We start from the raw sequence: 23,868 nt of genomic DNA, 5'->3' as shown, positions 1-23,868 counted from the left end.
CGCCGGTGGAGCCCGGTCACCGGCGGCGCATCATTCCGTCCCGGACCGGGTATCCGCCCCCGTGCACACCGACCCGGACGATCCTCGCCGTCCCATCCGGCGGATCCAGGTCCGCGACGTCGCCGAGCACCTCCGCGATGTCCTGCGATCCGGACCAGCGGACCGGCACGACCATGTGATCACCGGCATCAGCGACGATTCCCGGACGGTGCGCCCCGGCGATCTGTACGTAGCGCTACCCGGACACCACGCCCACGGCCTGGACTTCGAAGCCGAAGCCGCCACCCATGGCGCGGTCGCGGTGCTCAGCGACCGGCCGTCGCGCCTGCTGCCCGCCTTCGTGGTCGATCGACCGCGCGACGTGGTCGGCCCGTTGGCGTCGTGGATCCTCGGGCATCCCTCCCACGACCTGCAGGTCCACGGCATCACCGGCACCAACGGCAAGACGAGCGCGACCTATCTCCTCGACACCGCACTCGCGGCCACCGGCGTGGTGACCGGCATGATCGGCGGGGTCGTCGTGCGCGGTCCGGCCGGCACACGACCCGCGACCCGTACCACTCCCGAGGCCTCGGTCGTGCACCGCACGCTTGCCGAGTTCCGTGACCAGGGCGTGCAGGCGGTGACGCTCGAGGTGTCCTCGCACGGCATCAGTCAGGGCCGCGTCGACGGTGTGCGGTTCCGTACCGTCGCCTTCACCAATCTCGGGCCCGACCACCTCGACTTCCACCACACGATGGAGCAGTACTTCGCTGCCAAGGCGGCACTGTTCACCGCCGACCGCACGCAGACGGCCGTGGTGAACATCGACGACGAGTACGGGCGACGTCTGGCGGCCTCCGTCGACGTGCCGCTGTGGACGCACTCGACCTGCGATGCCCGCGCCGACGTGTACGCGGACTCGATCCGGTGCGATCTCCACGGCACCTGCTTCACCGTGCACACGCCGGCCGGGAGTGCGCCGGTGCGACTGTCGCTGCTCGGACCACACCAGGTGGCCAATGCGCTGACGGCGCTCACCTCGGTGGCCGCCGTCGACGGCGACGTCCTGCAGGCCGCAGCGGGTCTGGAGACCCTCGCGGGTGTGCCCGGCCGGCTCGAACGCGTCGACGCCGGTGAGGGTGTTCTCGCGCTCGTGGACTACATGCACAACACGTCCGGGCAACGCGAACTGTTGCCCTTCCTCCGGTCGCTCGCCCCCGAGCGGCGACTGGTCCTCGTGATCAGCGCGACCGGAGAACGCGATCCCGGCAAGCGATTTCCGCTCGGGCACACCGCCGCGACCTACGCCGACGTGGTGGTCGTGACCGACGACAGTCCCCTCTCGGAGGACCCGCGTGTGCTCAGGGATGCGGTCGCCGAAGGTGCCTTCGCAGCGCGCAGCGCCCGCGTCGTCGTCGAGGCCGACCGACGTCGCGCGTTCGATATCGCCGTCGCCCACACCGGCCCCGGAGACGTCGTCGTCGTGGCCGGACGCGGATGCGAGCCACGCCTGGTCTCCGGGGACACGGTGCAGGTGTTCGACGACCGGGACGAACTGCGGCGCGCACTGCACCGTGCGCAACACCGGTCCGTCTCGCGCGTCCCCCGCCCCTGAGTCATCCGCCCGGTGGCTACGGCTGCAGCCACATGTAGCCGCTGGTGCCCCAGCTCGGAACTCTCATGGCGCCGGTGTTCGGGACGGAGACGAGCAGGCTCACACCCGCACCGGGATTGATGATCGTGCTGGTGCGGCCACCGGCGACGGTCACCGAGTACCGACCGTCCAGGATGTTACGAACGCGGCTGCAGACCCGGCTGACCGGACACGATGACGAACGACGCCACCGTCGACACCGGCGCGTCCGGTTCGGTGACCGTGTCGAGCACCCGGAAGTCGGCGTGCACGGCGTCCGGGGTGATCGTGGTACGCACGTAACCGCGCCGGTCGTTGTGGAACTTCAGGTGCGGGTTCGCCGGCATGTGGTCGACCTGCGTCGCGCCGGTTCCGTTGCCGTTCGACGTGATCGACGTGCACACCAGTTCCGAACCCACTACCGGCGCGTCGGGATCGGTGAAGTCGACCTTGATGTCGTTGGCCCAGTGCCGGTGCACGTCGCCGGTGAGCACGACGGCGTTGCGTACCGGCGAATCCACCCAGCCCTGTGTGATCCGCCGCCGCGAGGCCGCGTACCCGCCCCAGCCGTCCATTCTCACCTCATCGGTGTCGGGGCTCGGGTCCTTGTCCTGTTCGGCGAAGAACACCTGCTGGCCGAGGAAGTCCCACTGTGCGGTGGAGGTGCGGAAACCGTCGAGCAGCCACTGTTCCTGTTCGGTTCCGGTGAGTGTTCGTGCCTCGTCGTGACGTTCGGCGACGTTCTTCTTCCACCCATCGCCGGCGGCCTGGTCGTCGCGGTACTGACGGGTGTCGAGCATGTGGAAGTTCGCGAGAGTCCCCCACCGGATCCGCCGGAAGATCTTCATGTCGTGCCCCGCCGGTGCCGACGAGGGTCGCAGCGGCATGTTCTCGTAGTAGGCCTGGAAGGCGGCGGCGCGGCGGGCGAGGAAGTTCTCGGTGGTGTCGTTGCCCTGAGTGGCGTCGGTGTTCTCCGGAATCGTTCCGGCCCAGTTGTTGTCGACCTCGTGGTCGTCCCACACCACCAGCCACGGTGCGATCGCGTGCGCGGCCTGCAGATCGGTATCGGCTTTGTACTGGGCGTGACGTTGCCGGTAGTTCGCCAGGGTGACCGTCTCGGGTCCGTCGAGCGAGCGGACGAGACCGGTGTCGCTGGTGTAACCGCCGCTGGTGTACTCGTATTGGTAATCCCCCAGGTGCAGAACGAGATCCGGGTTGTCCTCCGCCATGTGCCGGTAGGCGGTGAACCAGCCGTGTTCGTACTGCGCACAGCTCGCGAACGCCATCGTGAGAGCCGCCGCGGTCTCGGTGGGCGACGGTGTCGTCAGTGCCCGCCCCACCGCACTCATGTGGTCGCCGGTACGGAACCGGTAGAAGTACTCGCGACCGGGACGCAGCCCGAACAGTTCGACGTGCACGGAGTGGGCGCTGTCGGGGACGGCGTGTTCGGTGCCGCGTGCGACGACGCGGGTCATCTTCTCGTCCTCCGCGACCTCCCATTGCACCGGAACATTCCGGTTGGGCATGCCGCCGAGTCCGTCCTCGGCGAGCGGGTCGAGGGCAAGGCGGGTCCAGATCACGAATCCGTCCGGCACCGGGTCGCCCGAGGCAACACCCAGCAGGAAGGGGTCGCCCTTCGCTCCCGGCGCGTCGGCGCGCGCGTATCCGGTGACACCGACGGAGGTGGCTGCGGTGACGACAGTGATTCCGAGTCCGGCCGAAAGGAACGATCTACGTGACAAAGGCATGGCCACGGAAGGTAGTGGCCGAATCTCCTTCGCACGGACTACGTTACCGAACGTAGGAAGAACACTCGGAAACATTTGGGGATACGCCGACAAGGGTCGGCAGCACCGCCTCGAGGTCTACGATGAGGAGGGGCCTCGAACGGAGGAGACTGTCATGGTTTTTCCCGCACTCACCCACGTCGTCGTCACCATCTCGGATCTGGCTGCAAGCACGGCCTGGTACTCGAACCTCTTCGACGCCATGCCCGTCCTCGACGAGGACGACGAATCGGGCACCTTCCACCACGCGGTCTTCGCACTCGACGGTGGCACGTTGTTCGGGCTGCACACCCACCCCGGTTCGCCGGCGCAGACGTCCTTCGACGAACGGAACACCGGGCTCGACCACATCGCGTTCGGTTGCACCGCCGACGAGCTCGGGAAGTGGCGCGACCGGCTCGACAGTCTGGGTATCCGACACGGGGACATCAAGAACGCCTCGTACGGTTCCGGGCTGTCGTTCCGCGATCCCGACAACATCGCGCTCGAATTCTTCGCGCCGCCGAGCTGATCCACCCTGCACGCCTGGTGGCGAGTCAGCGCGAGCGCGTGCCGTGCAACATCATCTCCACGGACGGTAGATCGACGTTGCCCACCGAATGGCGTCCTTCAGTTGCCGCTCGCTCATCTCGAACACTTCGTCGATCTCCGGCTCCACTGGCTCGCACGGGCAGTAACCGTTGGCGGGTCCGACGTAAGTGGAAATGACTGCCCCGAGCACCAGAAGCATTCGAAGCTGGAGAAGTCAGACGGATTCGGCAAGCAAAGCCTCGTAACCGGCACGGACCAGCGACTTCTTCAAGCGTGGACTCGGACGATTCGACGCGAGCCAGCGCTTGATCGCCTTCTCTTGATCCGACTTCGAGGATCGACTCAGACCGAGGTTGTTGATCAACCGGCCGACTGCCTGCGGCTCCGGACGCTGAGTCTCAGGCGGATGAAAGCCTCTATCGTCCCACAGGCGACCACTGAAGTTGGACATCAGATCACCTCTGCTTCCAGAACCGGCAGGACAACACCAAAGTAGTCGGAATGACTGATCCGGCCCACACGAAGGGAGCGACCTGGGCCGGGCAGTAGCTCGCATCGGTACCGGAGGATCCGCTGAATCCGCTCGTAGAATCGATCTGATCGCTGACACTGCTTCAACGCAGCGCGCTGCGCCCGGGTAAATTCCGCGGCCCAACCATCCGACAACCACGCGGCCTCGATGGCCTTCCCGCCCAAGAGCACCGGCGAGCGCCCCACGTCTCCTTCCTCATGGCTTCGTTCCGGTGCCCTTCAGATCGCAGGTGTGCCGATCTCCACCACATGCGCCCATTCCGGCGGACTGTCCGGAACGAAGTCGGGGTTCGATTCGCTGCGGGTCGCAATGCGGGGGAACAGGCCGACGATCGTCCGGCACCCCGGACGGCTGCTGGGCCAGGGGGTTTCCCCGTCGGTGAGCACCACCATTACATCCGGCCGGGGCCGAAGACGCAGCATCCGGGCGAATCCGGCGCGCAGATCCGTGCCACCGCCTCCGACCAGCGGAATGTCCTCGGCCTGACACAGCGGGTGCACGATCCGCGCGGCCGCGTCACAGGACAGCACCGTGACCAGGTCACGACGCCCTCCCACGGCCCGCGCGATAGCGGCGACCTCGAGCAGTGCACTGCCCAGATCCGCGTCGCTCACCGACCCGGAGGTGTCGACGATGACACCGACCCGCGGCGGGGTTCGCCGCAGGCTCGGCAGCACCGCTCCGGGCACGGCAGCAGAGCGCCGCGCTGGCCGGCGGTAGGTGTAGTCGTCACCGGCGCCGGACGCGGAGGTGGCCGAGCGGATCGCCGCCCCCAACAGAGTTCGCCACGGCTGCGGCGGGTGCAGAGCCTCCTCCGCCCACCGCTGCCACCCGCGGGGTGCACTGCCCGGCTGCCCGATGATGCTGTGCGCCACCCGGAAGCGCACAGCGTCCCGTTGCTCGTCACTGAGCGCGTTCGCCCCTTCCGGCCCCCACTCCCACTCTCGGCTCAGTCCGTCGGCACCGCTGCCGCAGTCGAGCCAGGCCAGCCTGTCGGTGCACGGACCGAGGCCGAACTGCTGCAGATAGTCCTCCATGAGCTGACCGGCGGACAACTGCAGGGTCGACGGCAGAACGGCGTCGTCGGGTAGTGGCAATCCGTCACCGAACGCATCGTCGTTGATCTCCGCGTCGGCGGCGATGTTCATGCGAAGTCGATCGGCGCGACCGTCCAGGTCGTGTGTGCGGGCGTAACGGTCGCTGCGGCCGTGGTGATCGCGCAGCAGATGCGAGACCTCGTGAACAAGGACTGACGCCAGTTCCTCGACCGGCCGCTGAGCGACGAAGACGGGTGAGATGTAGCAGCGCCAGTGCCGGTCCACACCGATGGTCGGTACGCGAGGCGATGCGACGATGTGCAGCGCGTACAAGGCGGTCGCGAGATACGGCCGGGCGCGAACGGCATACAACCGTGCGGCGTAGATCCTGTTCGCGTCGAATGCCGGTGACGTCGTCATCGACCGACCTGCTCGGCAGCGTCGTCCGCTGATCGCGCGACCGAGACGACACCGGCAAGCTCGTCGATCGATGCCGGCACCTCCCAGTCGTCGCGGCGCAAGGTGGCCAGTGTGGTCGCCGGCACGACCACGAGATCGGGCGGCCCGGATTCCACCGCAGTGGCCAGCAGTGCCCACGCCGCGTCCCAGCGGGATTTGTCCGGCCGTCGGCGGACCGCGGCGACCACCGCATCGAGCACGGCCTGGCGCAGATCGCCGCGCTCGGGAAGATCGGCAGCCGCCGGATCGGCGAGCAGCGCCTCCGGATCCGGAAGGTCCATACGCTCGATGGCGGCCAGTAGCTCGAAACCGGGTCCGTCACCGACACTCCCCCGAACCAGGAGGGACAGCACGTCCTTCGACGACGAGGTGGCGGTGGCGAACGCGATCAGCCGCACGGTCGTGTCCCAGCTCCGCGGCGACGGCCAGGCACTGCCACGACGGGCCTGGCTGCTGGGGAGTTGATGTACGAGGGCGGGCCGGGCCGCGAGGAGCTCACAGACCGCGCGGCGGGCGAACGTCACGGCGTCGGAGAACTTCTCCGGATCGAGGCGCGGCAGCGTCGCGCGTGGCCAGGTTCCGCCGAGACCTCGGACGACCACGTCGTGGTCGTAGGTCCAGTTCAGATGCACGAATCGGTTCGCCAACGGTGGGCTCAGCTCCCAGCCGTCCGCTGCCGAGGACGGTGGGTTGGCGGCGGCGACGATGCGGATACCGGTCGGGAGTTGCAGTGCCCCGATTCGTCTTTCGAGGACGATACGGAGCAGGGCCGCCTGCACGGCGGGTGGTGCCGTCGACAATTCGTCCAGGAACAACAGTCCCCGCCCGGCCTGCACGAGCCGGACCGCCCAGTCCGGGGGTGCCATGGGGACTCCGTGAGTTGCGGGATCGTCGCCGAGAACGGGCAGACCCGAAAAGTCCGACGGCTCGTGCACACTCGCGATGACAGTGGTCAGCGGCAGGTCGACGGTCTCGGCGAGCTGGGTCAGGGCGGCGGTCTTGCCGATTCCCGGTTCACCCCACAGCAGTACCGGTAGATCCGCGGCGACCGCCACGGCGAGGGCTTCGAGTTGGTCGTTGGGGCGAGGCTCGGTGGTGACCGCGTCGAGCATCGCCGACAACGCTGCAGCACTGTCGAGTTCGTTGTTCGGGGACCGGGCAGGAAGGAGTGTGGAAGACATGTGCATCACCTGTGATGTCGGAAGGGACAGCAGGACACGACCCGTAGGACGCCCTGCGGAACAGTGCGCTTCGAGAAGGAAGGAGATTCAGTGTGATCGGGTGCGGCGCGACCGTCCGAGTCTGCGGGGTCGCGATGCGGGCGGTGGTTCCACCGGCTCGGAGACGTACCGGTCGTAGATGTTGCGGCGGTCCGCGGAGGTCCGGAGTTCGTCCAGCAGAGGTCCGTCACGGAGGATCGCGTCGGGACCGAGCAGCCCTTCGACGATTGCCAGCGCCCCGGCGGCATCTCCGTGATCCAGGCGTTCACGAACGCCCGGCAGGCAGTCGGGACGGCGATGCGCCTGGTCGATGGCGTGAAGACACGGCAATGGAGTGCCGCCCAGTCGGGCGAGCAGTTCTTCGCGCCGGATCTCGGCGGGATCATGGTCGAGCGCGGTCAGGACGCCGTCGACCAGCCCGAGCCGGTGCCGTTCACCACGGCAATCGATCAGGTGAGTTCGATTCCCCCGCTTCGGTATCCGGGGTGCTTGCGGCGGTGGCCGACCCGGATCCAGCGCTGCCGCGACCAGCGGGTGCAGACCGTCGGCGGTGATTGCTCCCGACCGGAGCAACGTCAGGTCGGGCGGCACCCAGATCGCGGCCTCGGGCAGCACCGGCAGCGCAGCGAGCCGACCGCGCGGGTAGTCGTCCACAACACGCAATGCCACGGGATCCGTACCGCCGACCGGTTCCACCACTACGTCGAGTCGACCCCCGCATCGCACCCGCACGGGACCGTCACGGTGCCCGTCCGTGCGGAGCAGGATGCCGGATTCTGCAGCCCAGCGGTCGACGGCGCAGTTCTCCGGGATCATCGCGGCCAGACTGGGGGCGAACGCGGTGGTGGCCGGCACCTGCCCTGTGCCACCGCGTAATCGCAGTTCAGCGGACCTGCGGACATCCCACAGGTGCCGGTAGAGGTCGAGGCGGAACCGTCTGTTGGGGCGTGGATGGGGATGGTTCGTCAAATCCGAGCCGTCCCACAACGTCAGCGCGATCCGCTGCCCCGCATCCGCCCAGGCCGGAGCGGTCCGAACGATCAGATGCATGGAACTGTTCGCACCGCAGCGTTTTCTGTGCTCATGCGGCCCGTACCGGGCCAGCGAGATGGTCAGCCCCGGACGCAGTAGTCCGTCGGGAGCTACGCGCGGTAGGTGCCAGCGCAGCAGGTCGGGAGCCAGGTGACGTAGATCGTCGAGGACCTGCGACGCAACGTCGACGCCGTGCCTGTTGCGCAGTACGCGTAGGTCGAGGTCGACGTCGAAACCCGCTGCGGCACAGGAACCGCGCCAGTCACCGGCACGACGTCGGTCGGTCGCGGCCTCGATCATGGTCGGCGGCACGGCAAACTCGCGCACACGCAGCCAGAAGGACAGTCGGGGGTCGATCCCGTTCGCGGTCGGAGGGTGCATCAGCACTCACCGTGTGCGAACTGGGCCCCCAATCTTTGATCAGAGAAAGTTGTCATCGGCGCAATCGTAGCGTGTCGTGGCACGTGCGGCCAGTACGCGCGGCCGGTTGCCGCCTCGGGCGTGCTTCCGGTTGCGCTGGGGGTCGCATTCGCGCACGAGGTGCTGGACATAGACTGCTCACCCATGTCCGGGAATCCCGCCTTCGACCACCTCATCCGGTCCTTGATCGCCGCGGTCGGCGGGCCCACATTCGACCGCGGCAGCCGTTACGCCGAGCGGGGCGCGGTCGTCGATTGCGGATTCGACGAGGACGATCTCGTCGGTTTCGGAAGAATCGCCGGCACACGGATGTATCAGGCCGTCGTTCAACTGCACCCCGGGCCACGGGGACTCGAGTACGAGCACGGCGAATGCTCGTGCCCGGTCGGCTACGACTGCAAGCACACCGTGGCGCTTCTGCTTGCGCTGCTTGCCCCACAGGAGGACATGCCCCCGGACACACCCTCGTGGGAAGCACCGTTCGAAGCTCTCTTCGAGGACCACGAGACCGGTAGCGGTGTGCCCCTCGCACTGCAACTGGCGTTGACCCAACGAGCCCACACTCCCATACCGGCACTCACCGCGCGGGTGCTGCGGCCCGGACGCACCGGGTGGGTGTCCGGCAACATTTCGTGGCAGAACGTGGCCTACGCCTACGACGTGAACGAGCAACACCGGCAGTTGCTGCTCGAGTTCGCGGCACTGGTACACGCCTCGACACGGAGTTACTACAGTTCCGCCTCGACCGCCCTCGACCTGTCCGCAGTGTCATCGCGACTGTGGTCACTGCTCGACGATGCCCACCGTCTCGGGATCGAACTACGCTACGCGAAGAAGAAGCACGGTGCGGTGCCGCCGCCGGGCACCGCAGATGTGCATGTCGACGTCGCCGATTCGGGTGACGGCCTGACCGTCACCCCAGCCCTGCACATCGGCGACGATTCGACCGGGACCGCGGTCGCGTTTATCGGCGCCCCCGCCCACGGCGTCGTCTACCTCCCGTCCGGGGATCACGACGGCAGCGCGCCGGCAGATCTACCGTTCCGTCTCGCGCAACTCCGCAACCCCGTTGCCGCCGGCATGCAGCAACTGCTGCAGAGCGGCGGTGCGCTCACCGTGCCGGCAGATCAGGTGCCGCGGTTCGCGACCACCTACTACCCGCGCCTGCACCGAGCAGCGACCGTCACCTCCACCGACGGATCGTTCACAGCACCGACCGTCAGCGGGCCGACGCTGCTCCTACACGTCGCCTTCCGTCCCGAACATCGCGCCGATCTGCACTGGCAGTTCGGCTACACCGTCGGCGACGGCGAGTACACGGTCGAGTTGTACGAACGTCTCGGCGACACCGTCCGCGACCGCGACGCCGAGGACGCGCTGCTCACCGAGATCCGGCCGGTGGTCGCCCCGTTCGGCCTGGACAACTCCGTCGACCGGCGGCTGTTCCCCCGCGTCGCCATCACCGACCTCGACACCGCACGACTGGTGTCCGAACTGCTGCCCCTGCTGACCGGCCGTGACGACGTGCAGGTGCGCGTCGACGGCACCCCCGCCGACTACCGCGACGTCGGCGACAGCCTGCGCATCGGACTGTCCACCGAGGCCACCGCCGACTCCGACTGGTTCGACCTGAACATCACCATCGAACTCGACGGGGCCACCCTCCCTTTCCGGGAGGTGTTCACCGCACTCAGCGAGGGCGCGGCAACTCTGATGCTGCCCGACGGGGCCTACCTGCCCCTGGACAAACCCGAACTGCAACAACTGCGCCGACTCGTCGACGAAGCCCGCGCACTGCACGAAAACAACGATCCGGATCGATTGCAGCTGAGCCGATTCCAAGCCGGGATCTGGGAGGAACTGGCGGCGCTCGGTGTCGTCGACAAGCAGGCCGCAGCCTGGAAGAAACAGGTACAAGGCCTTCTCGACATGAAGGCGACAGCGAAGACCCGGGTGCCGAAGGCGGTACAGGCGACGCTGCGGCCGTACCAGCTCGACGGATTCCGGTGGTTGACGTTCCTGTGGACGCACGGACTCGGCGGAATCCTCGCCGACGACATGGGCCTCGGCAAGACCCTGCAGTCGCTTGCACTGATCTGCCACGCTCGCGCGAAGCGACCCGCGGATGCTCCGGTACTCATCGTCGCGCCGACATCGGTGGTTCCGAACTGGGCCACCGAAGCCCGGCGATTCGCACCGGACCTGAACGTCGTGGCGATCACCGAGACATCCGCCAAACGCGGTGTGTCGCTGGGTGATCTGCTCGACGGGATCGACGTCGTCGTCACGTCGTACACGCTGCTGCGCCTGGATATCGACGAGTATCTCGAACGGGCTTGGTCGATGCTGCTGCTCGACGAGGCACAGTTCGTCAAGAACCACCGGGCGAAGGCATATCAGTGCGTGCGGCAGATCGAGGCACCGCTGAAGGTCGCGATCACCGGAACTCCGATGGAAAACAACCTGATGGAGTTGTGGTCGCTGCTATCGATCACCGCACCCGGCCTGTTCCCCCATCCGACGAAGTTCCAGGACTACTACCGCAAACCCATCGAAAGCGGCAGCCACCCCGAACTGCTGGTGCAGCTGCGGCAGCGCATCAAACCGCTGATGTTGCGTCGCACCAAGGAACAGGTCGCCACCGACCTGCCGGAGAAACAGGAGCAGGTACTCGAGGTGGAACTCACACCGAAACACCGTGCCGTCTACGACCGGCAGTTGCAGCGCGAGAGGCAGAAAATTCTCGGGCTCGTCGACGACCTCGACAACAACCGCTTCACGATCCTGCGGTCGCTGACCCTGCTGCGGCAGATGAGCCTCGATCCGGCCCTCGTCGACGACGCGCATAACAAGGTCGGCTCCGCAAAGATCGATGCGCTGCTCGAACAGCTCGACGACGTGATCGTCGGCGGGCACCGAGCATTGGTGTTCAGCCAGTTCACCGGGTTCCTCGACCGCGTCCGGGCACGGCTCGACGCCGCCGGAATCGACTACCTGTATCTGGACGGCAAGACCCGCAAACGCGGAAAAGTACTCGAGGAATTCAAGTCCGGAGCGGCACCGGTGTTTCTCATCAGCCTCAAGGCCGGCGGATTCGGCCTGAATCTGGTGGAAGCGGACTACTGTTTCCTGCTCGACCCATGGTGGAATCCCGCGACGGAGGCGCAGGCCGTCGACCGTACCCACCGCATCGGGCAGACCCGCAACGTCATGGTGTACCGGCTGATCGCCCGCGACACCATCGAAGCGAAGGTGCGGGCGCTGCAATTACGCAAGGCGGAGCTGTTCTCGTCGGTCGTCGACGACGGAGAAATGTTCTCGTCGGCATTGACCGCCGACGACATCCGCGCCCTGCTGGCGTAGCTACGGTGCGTGGTCCTGGTAATGCCTGCTACCAACACCACGCACCGACGCGTCAGCGCAGGTTCACACCGAGCAGCGCGTCGACGGCGTCGGCGAACAGGCCCGGTGCGGCAGCGTCGTCGCCGCCACGCTCGACGGCGAAGGTCGCCCACCCGTCGAGGGCGTCGAGGGCCTTCGGGGTGTCGAGGTCGTCGGCGAGGTGCTGGCGCAGGCGCGCGATCGTGTCCTCGGCGGAGGCTGCCGACGGCAGCGCGGCCGCCTGACGCCACAGCGCGAGTCGCGCCTGCGCAGCCTCGAGCACCTCGTTCGTCCACGGCCGGTCGACGCGGTAGTGACCGGACAGCAGACCCAGACGGATGGCAGCGGAGTCGATGCCCTCACCGCGCATCTTGGAGACGAACACCAGGTTGCCGCGCGACTTCGACATCTTCTCGCCGTCGAGGCCGATCATGCCGGTGTGCACGTAGTGCCGGGCGAAACGCCGGTCGCCGGTGACGGCTTCGGCGTGCGCGGCGGAATACTCGTGGTGCGGGAAGATCAGGTCGCTGCCGCCGCCCTGCACGTCGAAGCCGGAGCCGATGCGGTTGAGGGCGATGGCCGCGCACTCGATGTGCCAGCCGGGGCGTCCGGCACCGAACGGCGACGGCCAGGCCGGTTCGCCGGGACGCTCCGCGCGCCACAGCAGGGCGTCGAGCGGGTCGCGCTTGCCGGGGCGCTCCGGGTCGCCGCCGCGCTCGGCGAAGAACCGCATCATCGTGTCGTGGTCGTAGCCGGACTCGTAACCGAACTGCTCGGTGGCGTCGGTCCGGAAGTAGACATCCGGGTACTCGGCGTCGTCGACGATGTAGGCGGCACCGGAGGCGACGAGCTTCTCGACGAGTTCGACGACCTCGTTCACCGATTCGACGGCACCGATGTAGTCGCGCGGCGGCAGCACGCGCAGCGCCTCCATGTCCTCGCGGAACAGGGCCGTCTCGCGCATACCGAGGACGACCCAGTCCTCACCGTCGCGCTCGGCGCGTTCGAACAGCGGGTCGTCGACGTCGGTGACGTTCTGCACGTAGTGGACGTCGTGGCCGGCGTCGCGCCAGATGCGGTTGACCAGATCGAAGGTCAGGTAGGTGGCGGCGTGGCCGAGGTGCGTGGCGTCGTAGGGGGTGATGCCGCACACGTACATCGTCGCGGTGTCGCCCGGGGTGACCGGACGCACCGCTCGGTCCGCGGTGTCGAACAACCGCAACGGAGGCCCCTGACCGGGGACGGACGGGATCGCGACGTCGGACCAAGATTGCATGACTACGAGCCTAATGGAGTCGCGGGAGTGCTCCGCGCGGGCACCCGGGCGTGCGGCAGGCGAACGGCTGGGACGTCAGAAGGCGGGCCAGGGAATGCGCCGGTCGCCGCGCGGATGCGGCATCACGGGATGCTCGAGCAAGCGGATGATCCTTTGCTGCAGGGCACGCACCTCGGTGGCGGTGATGTGCTCGCACAGCTCCTCGGCGAAGCCGCCGTCGAACCGGCGCAGCAGCTTGTCGAGGTCGGCGAGGAGGATCGGCTCGACCGGGTCGCCGCTCCACCCCCACAGCACGGTGCGCAACTTGTCGTCCTGGTGCAAGCAGATGCCGTGATCGACGCCGTAGACGTGCCCGTCGAGACCTTCGAGGACGTGCCCGCCCTTGCGGTCGGCGTTGTTGAGGACGACGTCGAGCACCGCCATGCGCTGCAGGCGCGGATCGTCGGCGTGCACGAGCACCACCTCGGCGCCGTCCAGATCGCGGGCACGCAGGATCGGCAGCCACCCGTGCGCGACCGCGCCGGCCGGGCACAGGTCCACCAGGTCGAGCCGTTCCGTTCCGCCCTGCGCGGTGTCGACGGTGTCGATCCAGCGCTGCACCATGCCGGGGCCGTACGGGCCGTCGCGCAGCACGGTGAGCGGGATGACGTCCCAGCCGAGTGCCTCGGAGATCAGGTACGAGGCGACCTCGCGTCCGGCGAGGGTGCCGTCAGGGAAGTCCCACAGCGGCCGCTCCCCGCGGACGGGTTTGTAGACGCACCGCACCTCGGTGTCGTCGAGCTGCGCGTCGCACACGAGGGTCGCGTTGCTCGCGTGCGCGATCTGCCCGACGACGTCGAGATCGCCGTCGGTCAGCACGCTCCGCACGTCCGGCGCCGTCACGCGGTCAGCTTTCTTCCTCGCCGAACCACGCGGCCGGATCGAATCCGGGCGTACGCAGGTAACCGTTGGTGCGGACGCAGATGTGTCCGTCGGCGCCGATCGGTTCGCCGCACAGCGGGCAGGGCGCGCGCCCGGCCGAGACGACGAGTTCGGAGCGGGCCGCGAATTCGCGGGCCTGCACCGGGGTGAGGAACACCCGCACCGCGTCGGGGCCTTCCTCGGTGTCGTCGAGTACCACCGATTCGTCGAGTTCGGTGTCGGTGACCGCGAGCAGCTCCACCACCACCGATCCGGCGTCGGCGTCCCAGCCCAGCCCCATGGTGCCGACCCGGAACTCGGCCTCGATCGGTGTCACCAACGGGCTGACGTCGACCTGGGGGTCGTCTGGGATCACGGTGCCGAAGCGGCGCTGTACCTCTTCGAGCAACAGCCCCATCCGGTCGGCCAGGATCTGCACCTGCTGCTTCTCCAGAAGCACGCTCACTACACGGGACTCGTGCACGGCCTGCAGGTAGAACACCCGGTCGCCCGGTTCACCGACAGTGCCGGCGATGAACCGATCAGGTGTTCGAAACACGTGTATCGCGCGGGCCATCGCACCTCCTCGAGTCCCCACACTCTGCCATGACGGACACTGTCATTATCCGCGTGCCGTCTCCTGTCGGTGCCCCTGCGGTGGGTCGCCGGGTTCCTCGACCGCGCCGGGCACTTCGCCGCCGGGCACGGACTTGGGTTCGGACGGCCCAGCAAGCCCGGACAGGTCCGAACCGGTGTCGTTCACGCGCAGCACGAACGGCCGCGTGTCGGTGTAGCGGACGATGCTGATCGACGCCGGTTCGGCGACGATCCGTTGGAAGCTGTCGAGGTGCGTCGCGAACGCGTCGGCGAGGATCGACTTGATCACATCGCCGTGACTGCACGCGATCCACACGACGTCCTTGCCGTGCGCGTCGCGCAGGCGCCGGTCGTGTTCGCGGATCGCGGCGACCGCGCGGGACTGCACCTGTGCGAGCCCTTCACCGTCCGGGAAGACCGCTGCGGAGGCGTGTTGCTGCACGACCGCCCACAGCGGTTCCTTGACCAGTTCCTTCAGTTCACGGCCGGTCCACTGCCCGTAGTCGACCTCGGCGAGCCGCTCGTCGACGACCGGTTCGAGTCCGCGATCGGTCGCCAGCGGCTGCACCGTCTGCCGGCACCGCAGCAGCGGCGACCGCACGATCTCGGTGATCTCGAGCCCGGCGAACCGGGTGACGAGATTCTTCGCCTGGACGTGGCCTACCTCGTCGAGTTCGACACCGGGGGAACGACCGGCCAACACGTGCGAGGTGTTCGCCGTCGACCGCCCGTGCCGCAGCAGGATGACCGTCATGCGCCCAGCCTAGAGGTACCGCCTGCCGGCAGCCGGTCAGGTGGCGGAGACCACGCCGGTTGCGAGCAGTCCGAGCACGATCACGCCGAGGATCACGCGGTAGCCGACGAACCAGTACATCGAGTGGTTGACGACGAAGCGCAGCAGCCAGGCGATCGCGGCGTAGCCGACCGCGAAGGCGATCACGGTCGCGACGAGCAGCTGCGCCCCGGACGCGTTCAGCCCTTCACCGGCCGGTTCGAAGGCGTCGGGCAGGCTGAACAGACCGGAGGCGACGACGGCGGGAATGGCGAGCAGGAACGAGTACCGGGCGGCGGCCTCGCGGGTGAGTCCGAGGAACAGACCGGCCGAAATGGTGCCGCCGGAGCGGGACACGCCGGGGATCAGGGCCAGCGCCTGCGCCGAACCCATGATCAGGCCGTCCTTGAGGGTGAGCTGACTCACGTCGCGCCGCTGTTTGCCGAAGTACTCGGCGGCCGCGATGACGATCGAGAACAGGATGAGCATGGTGGCGACGAGCCACAGGTTGCGGGCGACGGTGCGGATGTCGTCCTTGAACAGCACGCCGAGGATGCCGATCGGGATGGTGCCGAGAATGACGTACCAGCCCATCTTGTAATCGTGATCGGCGCGGTGCTCCTTGTGGAACAGGCCGCGGAACCAGGCCCGCAGGATCCGCCAGATGTCGCCGGCGAAGAACACCAGCACGGCGGCCTCGGTGCCCAGCTGGGTGACCGCGGTGAACGACGCGCCCGCGTCCTCTCCGAAGAAGATCTCCGAGACGATCCGCAGGTGGCCGGACGACGAGATCGGCAGGAATTCGGTGAGCCCCTGCACGATGCCGAGCACGATCGTCTGCAGCCAGGTCATCGATTCGCCGATCATGCGGCGACTCCCGGCACGGAGCCTGCGGTGGGGACGGGTCGACGGTCGCGGATGCAGGGAGCAGTTCTCACTCGCCGAAGGGTACGTGGAAGCCGTCCGGTCGGCGCGCCGGACGCTGTCGCGCGCCTGTCGCGCATTAGGGTGCAGTACCGGGGTCGTGGCCGAGCGCGGCGACGTCCCGTCGTGTCGGGAGGAAACGCGGACGGTTATGGAATACAGGACAGTCGGTGCGAGCGGCCTGCGGGTTTCACGGCTCGGCCTGGGCACCTTGACGTGGGGTCGCGGAACGGACGGCGACGAGGCCGCAGCGCAGTTGTCGGCCTTCGTGGATGTGGGCGGCACGCTCGTCGACACCTCCCCCGCTTACGGGGACGGGGTCGCGCAACGGATCCTCGCCGAACTGCTCGACGACGTGGTGCCCCGCGACCAACTGGTGCTGTCGGGCAGTTCCGGCATCGACACCACCACACTCGGTTCCGGCCGGGTGGACTGCTCCCGCTCGGGTCTGCTCAACCAACTCGACGCGACGCTGCGTGAACTCGGCACCGATCACCTCGACGTGTGGCAGGTGGCGACGTGGGATCCGCACACCCCCGTCGACGAGGTGATGGACGCTCTCGAGTTCGCCGTCACCAGCGGGCGCGTGCGATACGTCGGGGTGCGCGGCTATCTCGGCTGGCAGCTCGCCACCGCCGCCGCGGCGGCCCGGCGCCCCGCGCCGCTGATCAGCACGCAGGTCGAGTACTCCCTGCTCGCCCGCGGGGTCGAGGAGGAGTTGATCCCCGCAGCCGCCCACCACGGAGTGGGTGTGTTCGCGGCGGTTCCTCTCGCCGGCGGTGTCCTCACCGGTAAGTACCGGTCGGGGGTGCCGGCGGATTCGCGGGGCGCCGACGACGTGCACACCGAGGAGGTGCGCCGCTATCTCACCGAATCCGCGGTGCGCGTGGTCGATGCGGTCGCCACGGCCGCCGACGGTCTGGGCACCTCGCCGCTTGCCGTGGCACTGGCGTGGGTGCGCGACCGTCCGCACGTCGCCTCGACGCTCGTGGGTGCCCGGGATCTGGCGCAGCTCACCGGAGTGCTCGTCGCGGAGGAATTGGCATTGCCGCCGGCGATCGCCGCGGCGCTCGACGACGTGAGCGCGTGATCCCGACCACACCGACTGCCCCCTGCCCTTTTCACGAAGGTTAGGCTAGCCTCCCGAGTACGTTCGGTACAGGCAATGTGAGGGAGGTCGGTCGATGGCCGCGACCGAAGTCGTCGGATTCGCCGAGCGCATCCGGCTCGAGACCCAGCAGGCCCACAGCGACACCGAGAACTCGGTGTTCGTCTCGGAACTGCTCGGGGGCAAGTTGTCGACCGAAGCTCACGCCGCGCTCATCGCGCAGACCTGGTTCGTCTACGACAGCCTCGAGCGGATCGGTCGTGGCTACACCGACGATCCGATCGCCGGTCCCTTCCTCAGCGACGCGTTGCTCCGCACCGCCGCGCTCGAAGCCGACCTCGACTTCCTCGTCGGCTCCGACTGGCGCGACCGCATCGCGGCGCTGCCCGCGACCGTCGCCTACGTCGACCGGCTCGAGCAGGTCGCGGCGGTGTCCCCGGAAGCCTTCCTCGCACATCACTATCTGCGCTATCTCGGCGACCTGTCCGGCGGCCAGATCATCCGCCGCATGCTCGAACGCGCCTACGGCTACGAGCGCGACGGGTTGCGCTTCTACATCTTCGACGGGATCCCGAAGACCAAGCCGTTCAAGGACGCCTACCGCGCGAAGCTCGACGCCGCACCGCTCGACGGCGACCAGCAACAGACCGTCATCGACGAGGCGAACCTCGTGTACGGGCTCAACGGTGCCCTGTTCGCCGACCTCGCGCGCGATATCGACCGGTATCGGGTGCGTGCCTGACCGATGTTCCGTTCCCTCCTCCGCCTCCCGGTCGCGCTGATCGCAGTGCTGGGTGTCCTCCTCGTCGCCGCATGCAGCGCCCCCACCACCGACGGCACGACCGTCACCGACGTCGCGACCGGTCCGCGCACCGCCGTCGTCGATGCCGAACCCGAGCCGATCACCACCGACCCGGCACCCGCGCTGCCGGCCACGGTGCGCGGCGTGGACGGCGTCGAGACCACGATCACCGACATCTCCCGGATCGTGGTGGCCGACCGCTCCGGCACCCTGGCGCAGACCGTGTACGCCCTCGGACTCGGCGACAAGCTCGTCGGCCGCTCCACCGCGTCCTTCCCCGCGATCCAGGACGTCCCCAACGTCACCCCCGGCGGGCACGGTCTCAACGCCGAGGCGATCCTCGCGTTGAACCCGACCGTCGTGCTCACCGACACCTCCATCGGTCCGCTCGCGGTGCAGGAACAGATCCGCGCGACCGGCGTGCCGGTGGTGTTCGTCGACCCGGAACGCTCCCTCGACACCGTCGCCGACGACATCGAGGCGGTCGCGGCCGCGCTCGGTGTGCCCGAGGCCGGCGCCGCGCTCGCGCAGCGGACGCTCGACGAGATCGCCGCGGCGAAGGACTCGATCCCCGCCGACCATCCCGAACCCACCGTCGCGTTCCTCTACCTGCGCGGTGCGGCGATCAAGATGCTCGGCGGTCCCGGTTCGGGGGCCGACGCGCTCGTCGCGGCCGCCGGTGGTCGCGACGCCGGCATCCTCGCCGGCCTCGACTCGCAGTTCGTGCCGATCACCAGCGAGGCGATGATCGCCTCGGCACCCGACATCATCCTGGTGATGACGCACAGCCTCGACTCGGTGGGCGGACCGGACGGACTCGCACAGCTCCCGGGCGTCGCGCAGACCCCGGCCGGGAAGACGGGCACCATCGTGGACATGGACGATTCGACCCTGCTCAGCTTCGGCCCGCAGACCGGCAAGGTCCTGGCCGCTCTGGTGGAGGCGTTCTACCCGTCGGACCGGTCGTGATCGCCGGATGTCCGTGAGCGAAGAAGTCACCGAATCCACCGGCCTGCCCGAACGGGCACTGCGGAAGGCCGGACGGGGACGCACCACCGTCGTCCTCGTCGGTCTCGTCGTCGCCCTGCTCGCCCTGGCCGTCGCGTCGGCGTGCCTCGGCCAGGTGCCCACGAGCCCGGCCGAGGTGGTCGGCAGTCTGCTGCACCGCACGGGACTGGACCTCGGGCCGGTGCCCGCGCACCCCGCCGGGGAGGTCACCCTGTGGGAGGTACGTTTCCCGCGCGTGGTGCTCGCGATGCTCGTCGGTGCCGCCCTCGGTTGTTCCGGGGCGCTGCTGCAGGGCATCTTCGCCAATCCCCTCGCCGAACCCGGCGTGATCGGCGTGTCCTCCGGCGCCGCCGTCGGCGCGTCCGCCGTGATCGTGCTCGGCGGCGCCTTCACCGCCGGCTGGGCACTGGCCGGCGCCGCACTCGTCTCCGGCCTGATCACCACCGTGCTGGTCTACGTGCTGTCCCGGTCCAACGGACGCACGGAGGTGGTCACGGTCATCCTCACCGGTGTCGCCGTCAACGCCGTCGCCGGTGGACTCATCGCGTTCTTCACCTTCGTCGCCAGTCCGGCCGCCCGCGACCAGATCGTGTTCTGGCAGCTCGGTAGTCTCGGCGGCGCCACCTGGGACATCGTCGCGGTGGTCGCCCCGCTGACCCTCGCCGGGGTGCTCGTCGCGGTGCTGCTCGCCCCGAAACTCGACCTGCTCGCGCTCGGCGAGAGCGTCGCCCGGCATCTGGGTGTGGACGTCGAACGCGTCCGTCAGTTGTCGATCCTGGCGGTCGCCGTGCTGGTCAGCGGCGCCACCGCCTTCACCGGCATCATCATGTTCGTCGGACTGGTCGTGCCGCACCTGATGCGCCTGGCGCTCGGCCCCGCCCACCGGGTACTCGTCGTGGCGAGTGTGCTCGCCGGCGCGGTCGTCCTGCTCGCCGCCGACCTCGCGGCGCGCACGCTGGTCGAGAACGCCGACCTACCGCTCGGCATGATCACCGCACTCATCGGCGGCCCGGTCTTCTTCCTCATGCTGCGCCGCACCCGCGCGAAGCAGGGTGGATGGGCATGAGGCTGCTCCCCCGTTCCCTCGGATCCCCGGCGACGGCCGTCCCGGCCCGCTCGGCGCCCGGCACCGCGACGATGCGCGCGGTGGGTGTGCGGCTGCGGCGCGGAGAGCGGGAAATCCTGCACGGTGTCGACTTCGAGGTGTGCACCGGCGAGGTCGTCGCGCTCGTCGGCCCCAACGGGGCCGGCAAGTCCACCCTGCTCGCAGCGTTGTCCGGCGACCATCCGATCAGCGGTGGCACCGTCGAGGTCGAGGGCCGTCCCCTCGAGCGGTGGTCGTCGATCGCCCTGGCCCGCCGTCGCGCGGTGCTGCCGCAGCAGCACGCCGTGGGGTTCCCGTTCACCGCCCGGCAGGTCGTGCGGATGGGACGGGCCGCGTGGGCGCGCACCCCTCGGCAGGACGACGACGATCGCATCGTCGCCGAGGCGTTCGCGACCTGCGACGTCGCCCATCTGGCCGACCGGCCGTTCCCCGCGCTGTCCGGTGGCGAACGCGCCCGGGTGGCGCTCGCGCGGGTGCTGGCCCAGGATACCGAGACGTTGCTGCTCGACGAACCCACCGCGGCACTGGACATCGGCCACCAGGAGGCGGTCATGCAGGTCGTGCGGGCCCGCGCCGACCACGGGCACGCCGTGGTGGTCGTGCTGCACGATCTCGGCCTCGCCGCCGCCTACGCCGATCGCGTCTGCGTGCTCGAACAGGGCCGCATCGTCGCCGACGGCGCCCCCGACGACGTCCTCACCGAAGAGCTCCTCGGCCGCGTCTACCAGTACCCGGTGGCGATCGGCCGTCACCCCGAGACCGGCACCCCGCTCGTGGTGCCGCGACGTCCGGACCGCGACCGGTCCGCGTCGGCACAGACCTGAGCAGCAGGTCACATCCGGCCCGTGGGACGACCCACTGATTTCTTCCCCGCGACCGGCATCAGGAACACTGAAGGTCGGCGCGCCGGGCGCCGGGACGCGTCCGGCAGGTGCGAATCGAATCCGAGGACGAGGAGCAACGATGGGCAGAGCGGGGATCCGAGCGGTCACGATGGTGGGCGCGATCGCGATGGTCGTGCTGGCCGGCTGCTCGTCGGAGAGCACCCCGGACGTGCTGCAGACCATCGAACCCGCCGCCCCCGCGGCCGCCCCCGAGGTCGGCCCGTCCCCCGCCGGCGACGTCCGTCCGCTCGACCTGCAGGTCGACGCGCTGGTCGTCGAACCGTCCACGGGTACCTTCGCCGCCCTCGTCGACGACGGAGCACGGCTCGCGTTGTTCGACGACACGACGTTCGACGGTCCCGGGACGGAACCGCACCTCGTGGACCTGCCCTCGTCCGCCGCGACCGTGGTGACCGGACCCGAGGGCAGTGTGCTCGCGCCCGTGTCCGGGGCCGTGCTGCGCATCGACGTCGCCGACGGCACCATCACCGAGGTCCCGGTCGACGGCAACGCCGCGTCGGCGGCCGTGTTGTCCGATGGCCGCTGGGCGGTCGGTACCGACAACGGCCGCGTGCTCGTCGTCGATCCCGGATCCGGTGAGGTGGCCACCACCATCGGGGGCCTCGCCTCCGTCGACGCCCTCGCCGTCACCGGTGACGCCGTCGCGGCGCTCGACCGTCGGCAGACCTCCCTCACCGAACTCGACCTCGCCGACGCCCATCTCGGTCCCGCACTGCGCGCCGGCGAAGGCGCGACACAGCTGACCACCGACCCGTTCGGGCGCGTCGTGGTCACCGACACCACCGGCGACGAACTGCTCGTCTACACCCTCGACGCGATCGTCCTGCGGCAGCGCTATCCCGTCGGCCCCGCCCCGTACGCTGTGACCTACGACGAGACGCGGGACCTGATCTGGGTGACTCTGACCGGCAGCAACGAGGTCGTGGGCTACGATCTTTCGACCGGGATCCCGCGAGAACGCCACCGCTTCGCAACGGTGCGGCAACCGAATTCGATCGCCGTCGATCCGGCCGATGCGGCACTGGTGATCGCGTCGGCAACCGGTGACGGACTGCAACGGATCCCGATCGAAGGACAGTGATGGCGAACGAGCGACTCGGCCGGCTCACCCGGATGCCTGTCGGTTGGGACACCAGCAACGACGAATACGAATACGTGCCGCTCAAGCTGCCCCGGGACGTGTCCCGGGTGAGCGCGTCGATGCGTCTGGCGATCTCCGCCGAATTCCACGGCTGGGAACTCACCCGGGTGCGTCTGTATCCGGACGGGAGCCGGCGGGTGCTGCTGCGCCGCCGCAAGACCGCTCATCACGTCCCCGAACCCACCGTTGGTTGTTAACAGATCCCGGACCGTCGTGGACCGGGCTTGCAGGGAGTAGTTCGTGTACCGCTATCTTCTTCGGCTCATGTTCCTGTTGCCGCCGGAACGAGCCCACCATCTCGCCTTCCTCGCGATGCGCTGGTCGACACGCTTCGGGCCGCTGCGCGCCCTGGTCGCGAAGGTGCTCGTCACCGACGACCCCATTCTCCGCAACACCGTCTTCGGCGTGCAGTTCCCCACCCCGGTGGGTCTGGCGGCCGGCTTCGACAAGGACGCGACGGGTGTCGACGTGTGGGGGCCGCTCGGTTTCGGGTTCGCCGAGATCGGCACCGTCACCGCCCAGGCACAGCCGGGCAATCCGCAGCCGCGACTGTTCCGCCTCCCCGAGGACCGCGCGATCGTGAACCGGATGGGCTTCAACAACCACGGCGCCGGGGAGGCCGCCAACCGGCTCCGGCAGCGCCGCCGCACCGTTCCCATCGGCGCCAACATCGGCAAGACGAAGGTCGTGCCGGCCGAGCAGGCCGCCGAGGACTACACCGAGAGCGCGCGCCTCCTCGGCCCGCTCGCCGATTTCGTGGTCGTCAACGTCTCCTCCCCCAACACCCCGGGCCTGCGGGATCTGCAGGCCGTCGAGTCGCTGCGCCCGATCCTCGCCGCGGTGCTGGACACCGTCACCGTGCCCGTGCTTGTGAAGATCGCCCCGGATCTGTCCGACGAGGACGTCGACGCGGTGGCCGACCTGGCGCTCGAACTCGGCCTCGCCGGCATCGTCGCCACCAACACCACCATCCGCCGCGACGGGTTGAACACCCCGCAGAGCCGCATCGAGGAGATCGGCGCGGGCGGCCTGTCGGGCGCCCCGGTCGCCGAGCGATCCCTCGGGGTGCTGCGCCGACTGCGCGCGCGGGTCGGCGATCGACTCACCCTGGTCTCGGTGGGTGGCATCGAGACGCCGGAGCAGGCGTTCGAGCGCATCCTCGCCGGCGCGTCGCTGGTCCAGGGCTACACCGGGTTCATCTACGGCGGTCCGTTCTGGGCGCGGCGCATCAACAAGGGCATCGCCCGCAAGCTGCGCGCACACGGCTACCGCTCCATCGCCGACGCGGTCGGCGCCACGGCACAGGTCTGATCTGC

At 68.8% G+C, this 23,868-nt stretch carries 22 protein-coding genes; 11 read left to right on the top strand and 11 right to left on the bottom strand.

Features of this window, described 5'->3' with window-relative positions:
• Positions 1-61 precede the first annotated feature (61 nt).
• Positions 62-1,597 (top strand): Mur ligase family protein, encoded by a 1,536-nt coding sequence (locus CKW34_RS11560; RefSeq protein ID WP_080968348.1) that lies wholly within the window; start codon positions 62-64, stop codon positions 1,595-1,597.
• A 16-nt stretch (positions 1,598-1,613) separates the two neighbouring features.
• On the opposite strand, the gene CKW34_RS24300 is transcribed toward CKW34_RS11560, so the two are convergent.
• Together CKW34_RS24300 and CKW34_RS11555 are read right to left on the bottom strand one after the other, a co-directional pair.
• Complete coding sequence (locus CKW34_RS24300; protein WP_155418960.1) at positions 1,614-1,751, bottom strand: hypothetical protein; 138 nt, start codon at positions 1,749-1,751, stop codon at positions 1,614-1,616.
• Positions 1,752-1,773: 22 nt separating this feature from the next.
• On the bottom strand, positions 1,774-3,363 hold the full coding sequence (locus tag CKW34_RS11555; RefSeq protein ID WP_059383552.1) for an alkaline phosphatase D family protein: 1,590 nt from the start codon (positions 3,361-3,363) through the stop codon (positions 1,774-1,776).
• Positions 3,364-3,517: 154 nt separating this feature from the next.
• On the opposite strand from CKW34_RS11555, the gene CKW34_RS11550 reads away from it, so the two are divergent.
• A complete protein-coding gene (locus CKW34_RS11550) occupies positions 3,518-3,913 on the top strand; it encodes a VOC family protein (RefSeq protein ID WP_059383553.1) in 396 nt (131 codons plus the stop codon).
• A gap of 234 nt (positions 3,914-4,147) precedes the next feature.
• Here CKW34_RS11550 and CKW34_RS24295 read toward each other — a convergent pair whose 3' ends face one another.
• From CKW34_RS24295 to CKW34_RS11530, 4 genes are all read right to left on the bottom strand, one after another.
• Positions 4,148-4,384, bottom strand: a complete 237-nt coding sequence (locus CKW34_RS24295) for a hypothetical protein (protein ID WP_145964793.1) — start codon at positions 4,382-4,384, stop codon at positions 4,148-4,150.
• A gap of 299 nt (positions 4,385-4,683) precedes the next feature.
• Positions 4,684-5,922 (bottom strand): vWA domain-containing protein, encoded by a 1,239-nt coding sequence (locus CKW34_RS11540; protein ID WP_059383555.1) that lies wholly within the window; start codon positions 5,920-5,922, stop codon positions 4,684-4,686.
• Positions 5,919-7,148 carry a sigma 54-interacting transcriptional regulator gene (locus CKW34_RS11535; RefSeq protein ID WP_059383556.1) on the bottom strand — a complete coding sequence of 410 codons (1,230 nt, stop codon included), beginning with the start codon at positions 7,146-7,148 and terminating at the stop codon, positions 5,919-5,921. Before CKW34_RS11535 ends, CKW34_RS11540 begins: the two co-directional genes overlap by 4 nt.
• Before the next feature lie 81 nt (positions 7,149-7,229).
• The gene (locus CKW34_RS11530) at positions 7,230-8,600 is read right to left on the bottom strand and encodes a hypothetical protein (protein ID WP_197700696.1); all 1,371 of its coding nucleotides are present in this window, start codon (positions 8,598-8,600) and stop codon (positions 7,230-7,232) included.
• 177 nt (positions 8,601-8,777) lie between these two features.
• On the opposite strand from CKW34_RS11530, the gene CKW34_RS11525 reads away from it, so the two are divergent.
• Positions 8,778-11,996, top strand: a complete 3,219-nt coding sequence (locus CKW34_RS11525) for a DEAD/DEAH box helicase (protein ID WP_059383557.1) — start codon at positions 8,778-8,780, stop codon at positions 11,994-11,996.
• Positions 11,997-12,048: 52 nt separating this feature from the next.
• On the opposite strand, the gene mshC is transcribed toward CKW34_RS11525, so the two are convergent.
• The 5 genes from mshC to CKW34_RS11500 all read right to left on the bottom strand — a co-directional run bounded on the left by mshC (position 12,049) and on the right by CKW34_RS11500 (position 16,423).
• Complete coding sequence (gene mshC, locus CKW34_RS11520) at positions 12,049-13,290, bottom strand: cysteine--1-D-myo-inosityl 2-amino-2-deoxy-alpha-D-glucopyranoside ligase (protein ID WP_059383558.1); 1,242 nt, start codon at positions 13,288-13,290, stop codon at positions 12,049-12,051.
• Between the two features lie 75 nt (positions 13,291-13,365).
• Positions 13,366-14,172, bottom strand: coding sequence for an SCO1664 family protein (locus CKW34_RS11515; RefSeq protein WP_059383559.1), 807 nt, complete (start codon positions 14,170-14,172; stop codon positions 13,366-13,368).
• A 4-nt stretch (positions 14,173-14,176) separates the two neighbouring features.
• The gene (locus CKW34_RS11510) at positions 14,177-14,767 is read right to left on the bottom strand and encodes a DUF3090 domain-containing protein (RefSeq protein ID WP_059383560.1); all 591 of its coding nucleotides are present in this window, start codon (positions 14,765-14,767) and stop codon (positions 14,177-14,179) included.
• A 45-nt stretch (positions 14,768-14,812) separates the two neighbouring features.
• Positions 14,813-15,541, bottom strand: coding sequence for a histidine phosphatase family protein (locus CKW34_RS11505; protein WP_059383561.1), 729 nt, complete (start codon positions 15,539-15,541; stop codon positions 14,813-14,815).
• A gap of 36 nt (positions 15,542-15,577) precedes the next feature.
• Positions 15,578-16,423: an undecaprenyl-diphosphate phosphatase gene (locus tag CKW34_RS11500; protein WP_174479658.1), complete on the bottom strand. Its 846-nt coding sequence runs from the start codon at positions 16,421-16,423 to the stop codon at positions 15,578-15,580.
• A gap of 211 nt (positions 16,424-16,634) precedes the next feature.
• On the opposite strand from CKW34_RS11500, the gene CKW34_RS11495 reads away from it, so the two are divergent.
• From CKW34_RS11495 to CKW34_RS11460, 8 genes are all read left to right on the top strand, one after another.
• Positions 16,635-17,573 (top strand): aldo/keto reductase, encoded by a 939-nt coding sequence (locus CKW34_RS11495; protein WP_059383563.1) that lies wholly within the window; start codon positions 16,635-16,637, stop codon positions 17,571-17,573.
• A 94-nt stretch (positions 17,574-17,667) separates the two neighbouring features.
• Positions 17,668-18,333 carry a biliverdin-producing heme oxygenase gene (locus CKW34_RS11490; RefSeq protein WP_059383564.1) on the top strand — a complete coding sequence of 222 codons (666 nt, stop codon included), beginning with the start codon at positions 17,668-17,670 and terminating at the stop codon, positions 18,331-18,333.
• A 3-nt stretch (positions 18,334-18,336) separates the two neighbouring features.
• Positions 18,337-19,362 (top strand): heme/hemin ABC transporter substrate-binding protein, encoded by a 1,026-nt coding sequence (locus CKW34_RS11485; protein ID WP_059383565.1) that lies wholly within the window; start codon positions 18,337-18,339, stop codon positions 19,360-19,362.
• Between the two features lie 7 nt (positions 19,363-19,369).
• Positions 19,370-20,467, top strand: a complete 1,098-nt coding sequence (locus CKW34_RS11480; RefSeq protein WP_059383566.1) for a FecCD family ABC transporter permease — start codon at positions 19,370-19,372, stop codon at positions 20,465-20,467.
• Positions 20,464-21,330 (top strand): heme ABC transporter ATP-binding protein, encoded by an 867-nt coding sequence (locus CKW34_RS11475; RefSeq protein WP_228525577.1) that lies wholly within the window; start codon positions 20,464-20,466, stop codon positions 21,328-21,330. The genes CKW34_RS11480 and CKW34_RS11475 overlap by 4 nt, the downstream gene beginning before the upstream one ends.
• Before the next feature lie 139 nt (positions 21,331-21,469).
• Positions 21,470-22,492 (top strand): NHL repeat-containing protein, encoded by a 1,023-nt coding sequence (locus tag CKW34_RS11470; protein WP_059383568.1) that lies wholly within the window; start codon positions 21,470-21,472, stop codon positions 22,490-22,492.
• Positions 22,492-22,749, top strand: a complete 258-nt coding sequence (locus CKW34_RS11465) for a DUF5703 family protein (protein WP_059383569.1) — start codon at positions 22,492-22,494, stop codon at positions 22,747-22,749. Before CKW34_RS11470 ends, CKW34_RS11465 begins: the two co-directional genes overlap by 1 nt.
• 43 nt (positions 22,750-22,792) lie before the next feature.
• Positions 22,793-23,863, top strand: a complete 1,071-nt coding sequence (locus CKW34_RS11460) for a quinone-dependent dihydroorotate dehydrogenase (RefSeq protein ID WP_059383570.1) — start codon at positions 22,793-22,795, stop codon at positions 23,861-23,863.
• The last annotated feature ends 5 nt before the right edge of the window (positions 23,864-23,868 follow it).

Source organism: Rhodococcus rhodochrous (genome assembly GCF_900187265.1).
GTDB lineage: Bacteria > Actinomycetota > Actinomycetes > Mycobacteriales > Mycobacteriaceae > Rhodococcus > Rhodococcus rhodochrous.
Note: the sequence above shows the minus strand (reverse complement) of the source record. Positions and strands in the feature narration are given on the sequence as shown.

Coding starts and splice junctions, on each gene's coding strand:
- CKW34_RS11555 (WP_059383552.1), bottom strand. CDS start 3,363: ATGCCTTTGTCACGTAGATCGTTCCTTTCGGCCGGACTCGGAATCACT.
- CKW34_RS11550 (WP_059383553.1), top strand. CDS start 3,518: ATGGTTTTTCCCGCACTCACCCACGTCGTCGTCACCATCTCGGATCTG.
- CKW34_RS24295 (WP_145964793.1), bottom strand. CDS start 4,384: ATGTCCAACTTCAGTGGTCGCCTGTGGGACGATAGAGGCTTTCATCCG.
- CKW34_RS11540 (WP_059383555.1), bottom strand. CDS start 5,922: ATGACGACGTCACCGGCATTCGACGCGAACAGGATCTACGCCGCACGG.
- CKW34_RS11535 (WP_059383556.1), bottom strand. CDS start 7,148: ATGCACATGTCTTCCACACTCCTTCCTGCCCGGTCCCCGAACAACGAA.
- CKW34_RS11525 (WP_059383557.1), top strand. CDS start 8,778: ATGTCCGGGAATCCCGCCTTCGACCACCTCATCCGGTCCTTGATCGCC.
- mshC (WP_059383558.1), bottom strand. CDS start 13,290: ATGCAATCTTGGTCCGACGTCGCGATCCCGTCCGTCCCCGGTCAGGGG.
- CKW34_RS11510 (WP_059383560.1), bottom strand. CDS start 14,767: ATGGCCCGCGCGATACACGTGTTTCGAACACCTGATCGGTTCATCGCC.
- CKW34_RS11505 (WP_059383561.1), bottom strand. CDS start 15,541: ATGACGGTCATCCTGCTGCGGCACGGGCGGTCGACGGCGAACACCTCG.
- CKW34_RS11495 (WP_059383563.1), top strand. CDS start 16,635: ATGGAATACAGGACAGTCGGTGCGAGCGGCCTGCGGGTTTCACGGCTC.
- CKW34_RS11490 (WP_059383564.1), top strand. CDS start 17,668: ATGGCCGCGACCGAAGTCGTCGGATTCGCCGAGCGCATCCGGCTCGAG.
- CKW34_RS11485 (WP_059383565.1), top strand. CDS start 18,337: ATGTTCCGTTCCCTCCTCCGCCTCCCGGTCGCGCTGATCGCAGTGCTG.
- CKW34_RS11480 (WP_059383566.1), top strand. CDS start 19,370: ATGTCCGTGAGCGAAGAAGTCACCGAATCCACCGGCCTGCCCGAACGG.
- CKW34_RS11475 (WP_228525577.1), top strand. CDS start 20,464: ATGAGGCTGCTCCCCCGTTCCCTCGGATCCCCGGCGACGGCCGTCCCG.
- CKW34_RS11470 (WP_059383568.1), top strand. CDS start 21,470: ATGGGCAGAGCGGGGATCCGAGCGGTCACGATGGTGGGCGCGATCGCG.
- CKW34_RS11465 (WP_059383569.1), top strand. CDS start 22,492: ATGGCGAACGAGCGACTCGGCCGGCTCACCCGGATGCCTGTCGGTTGG.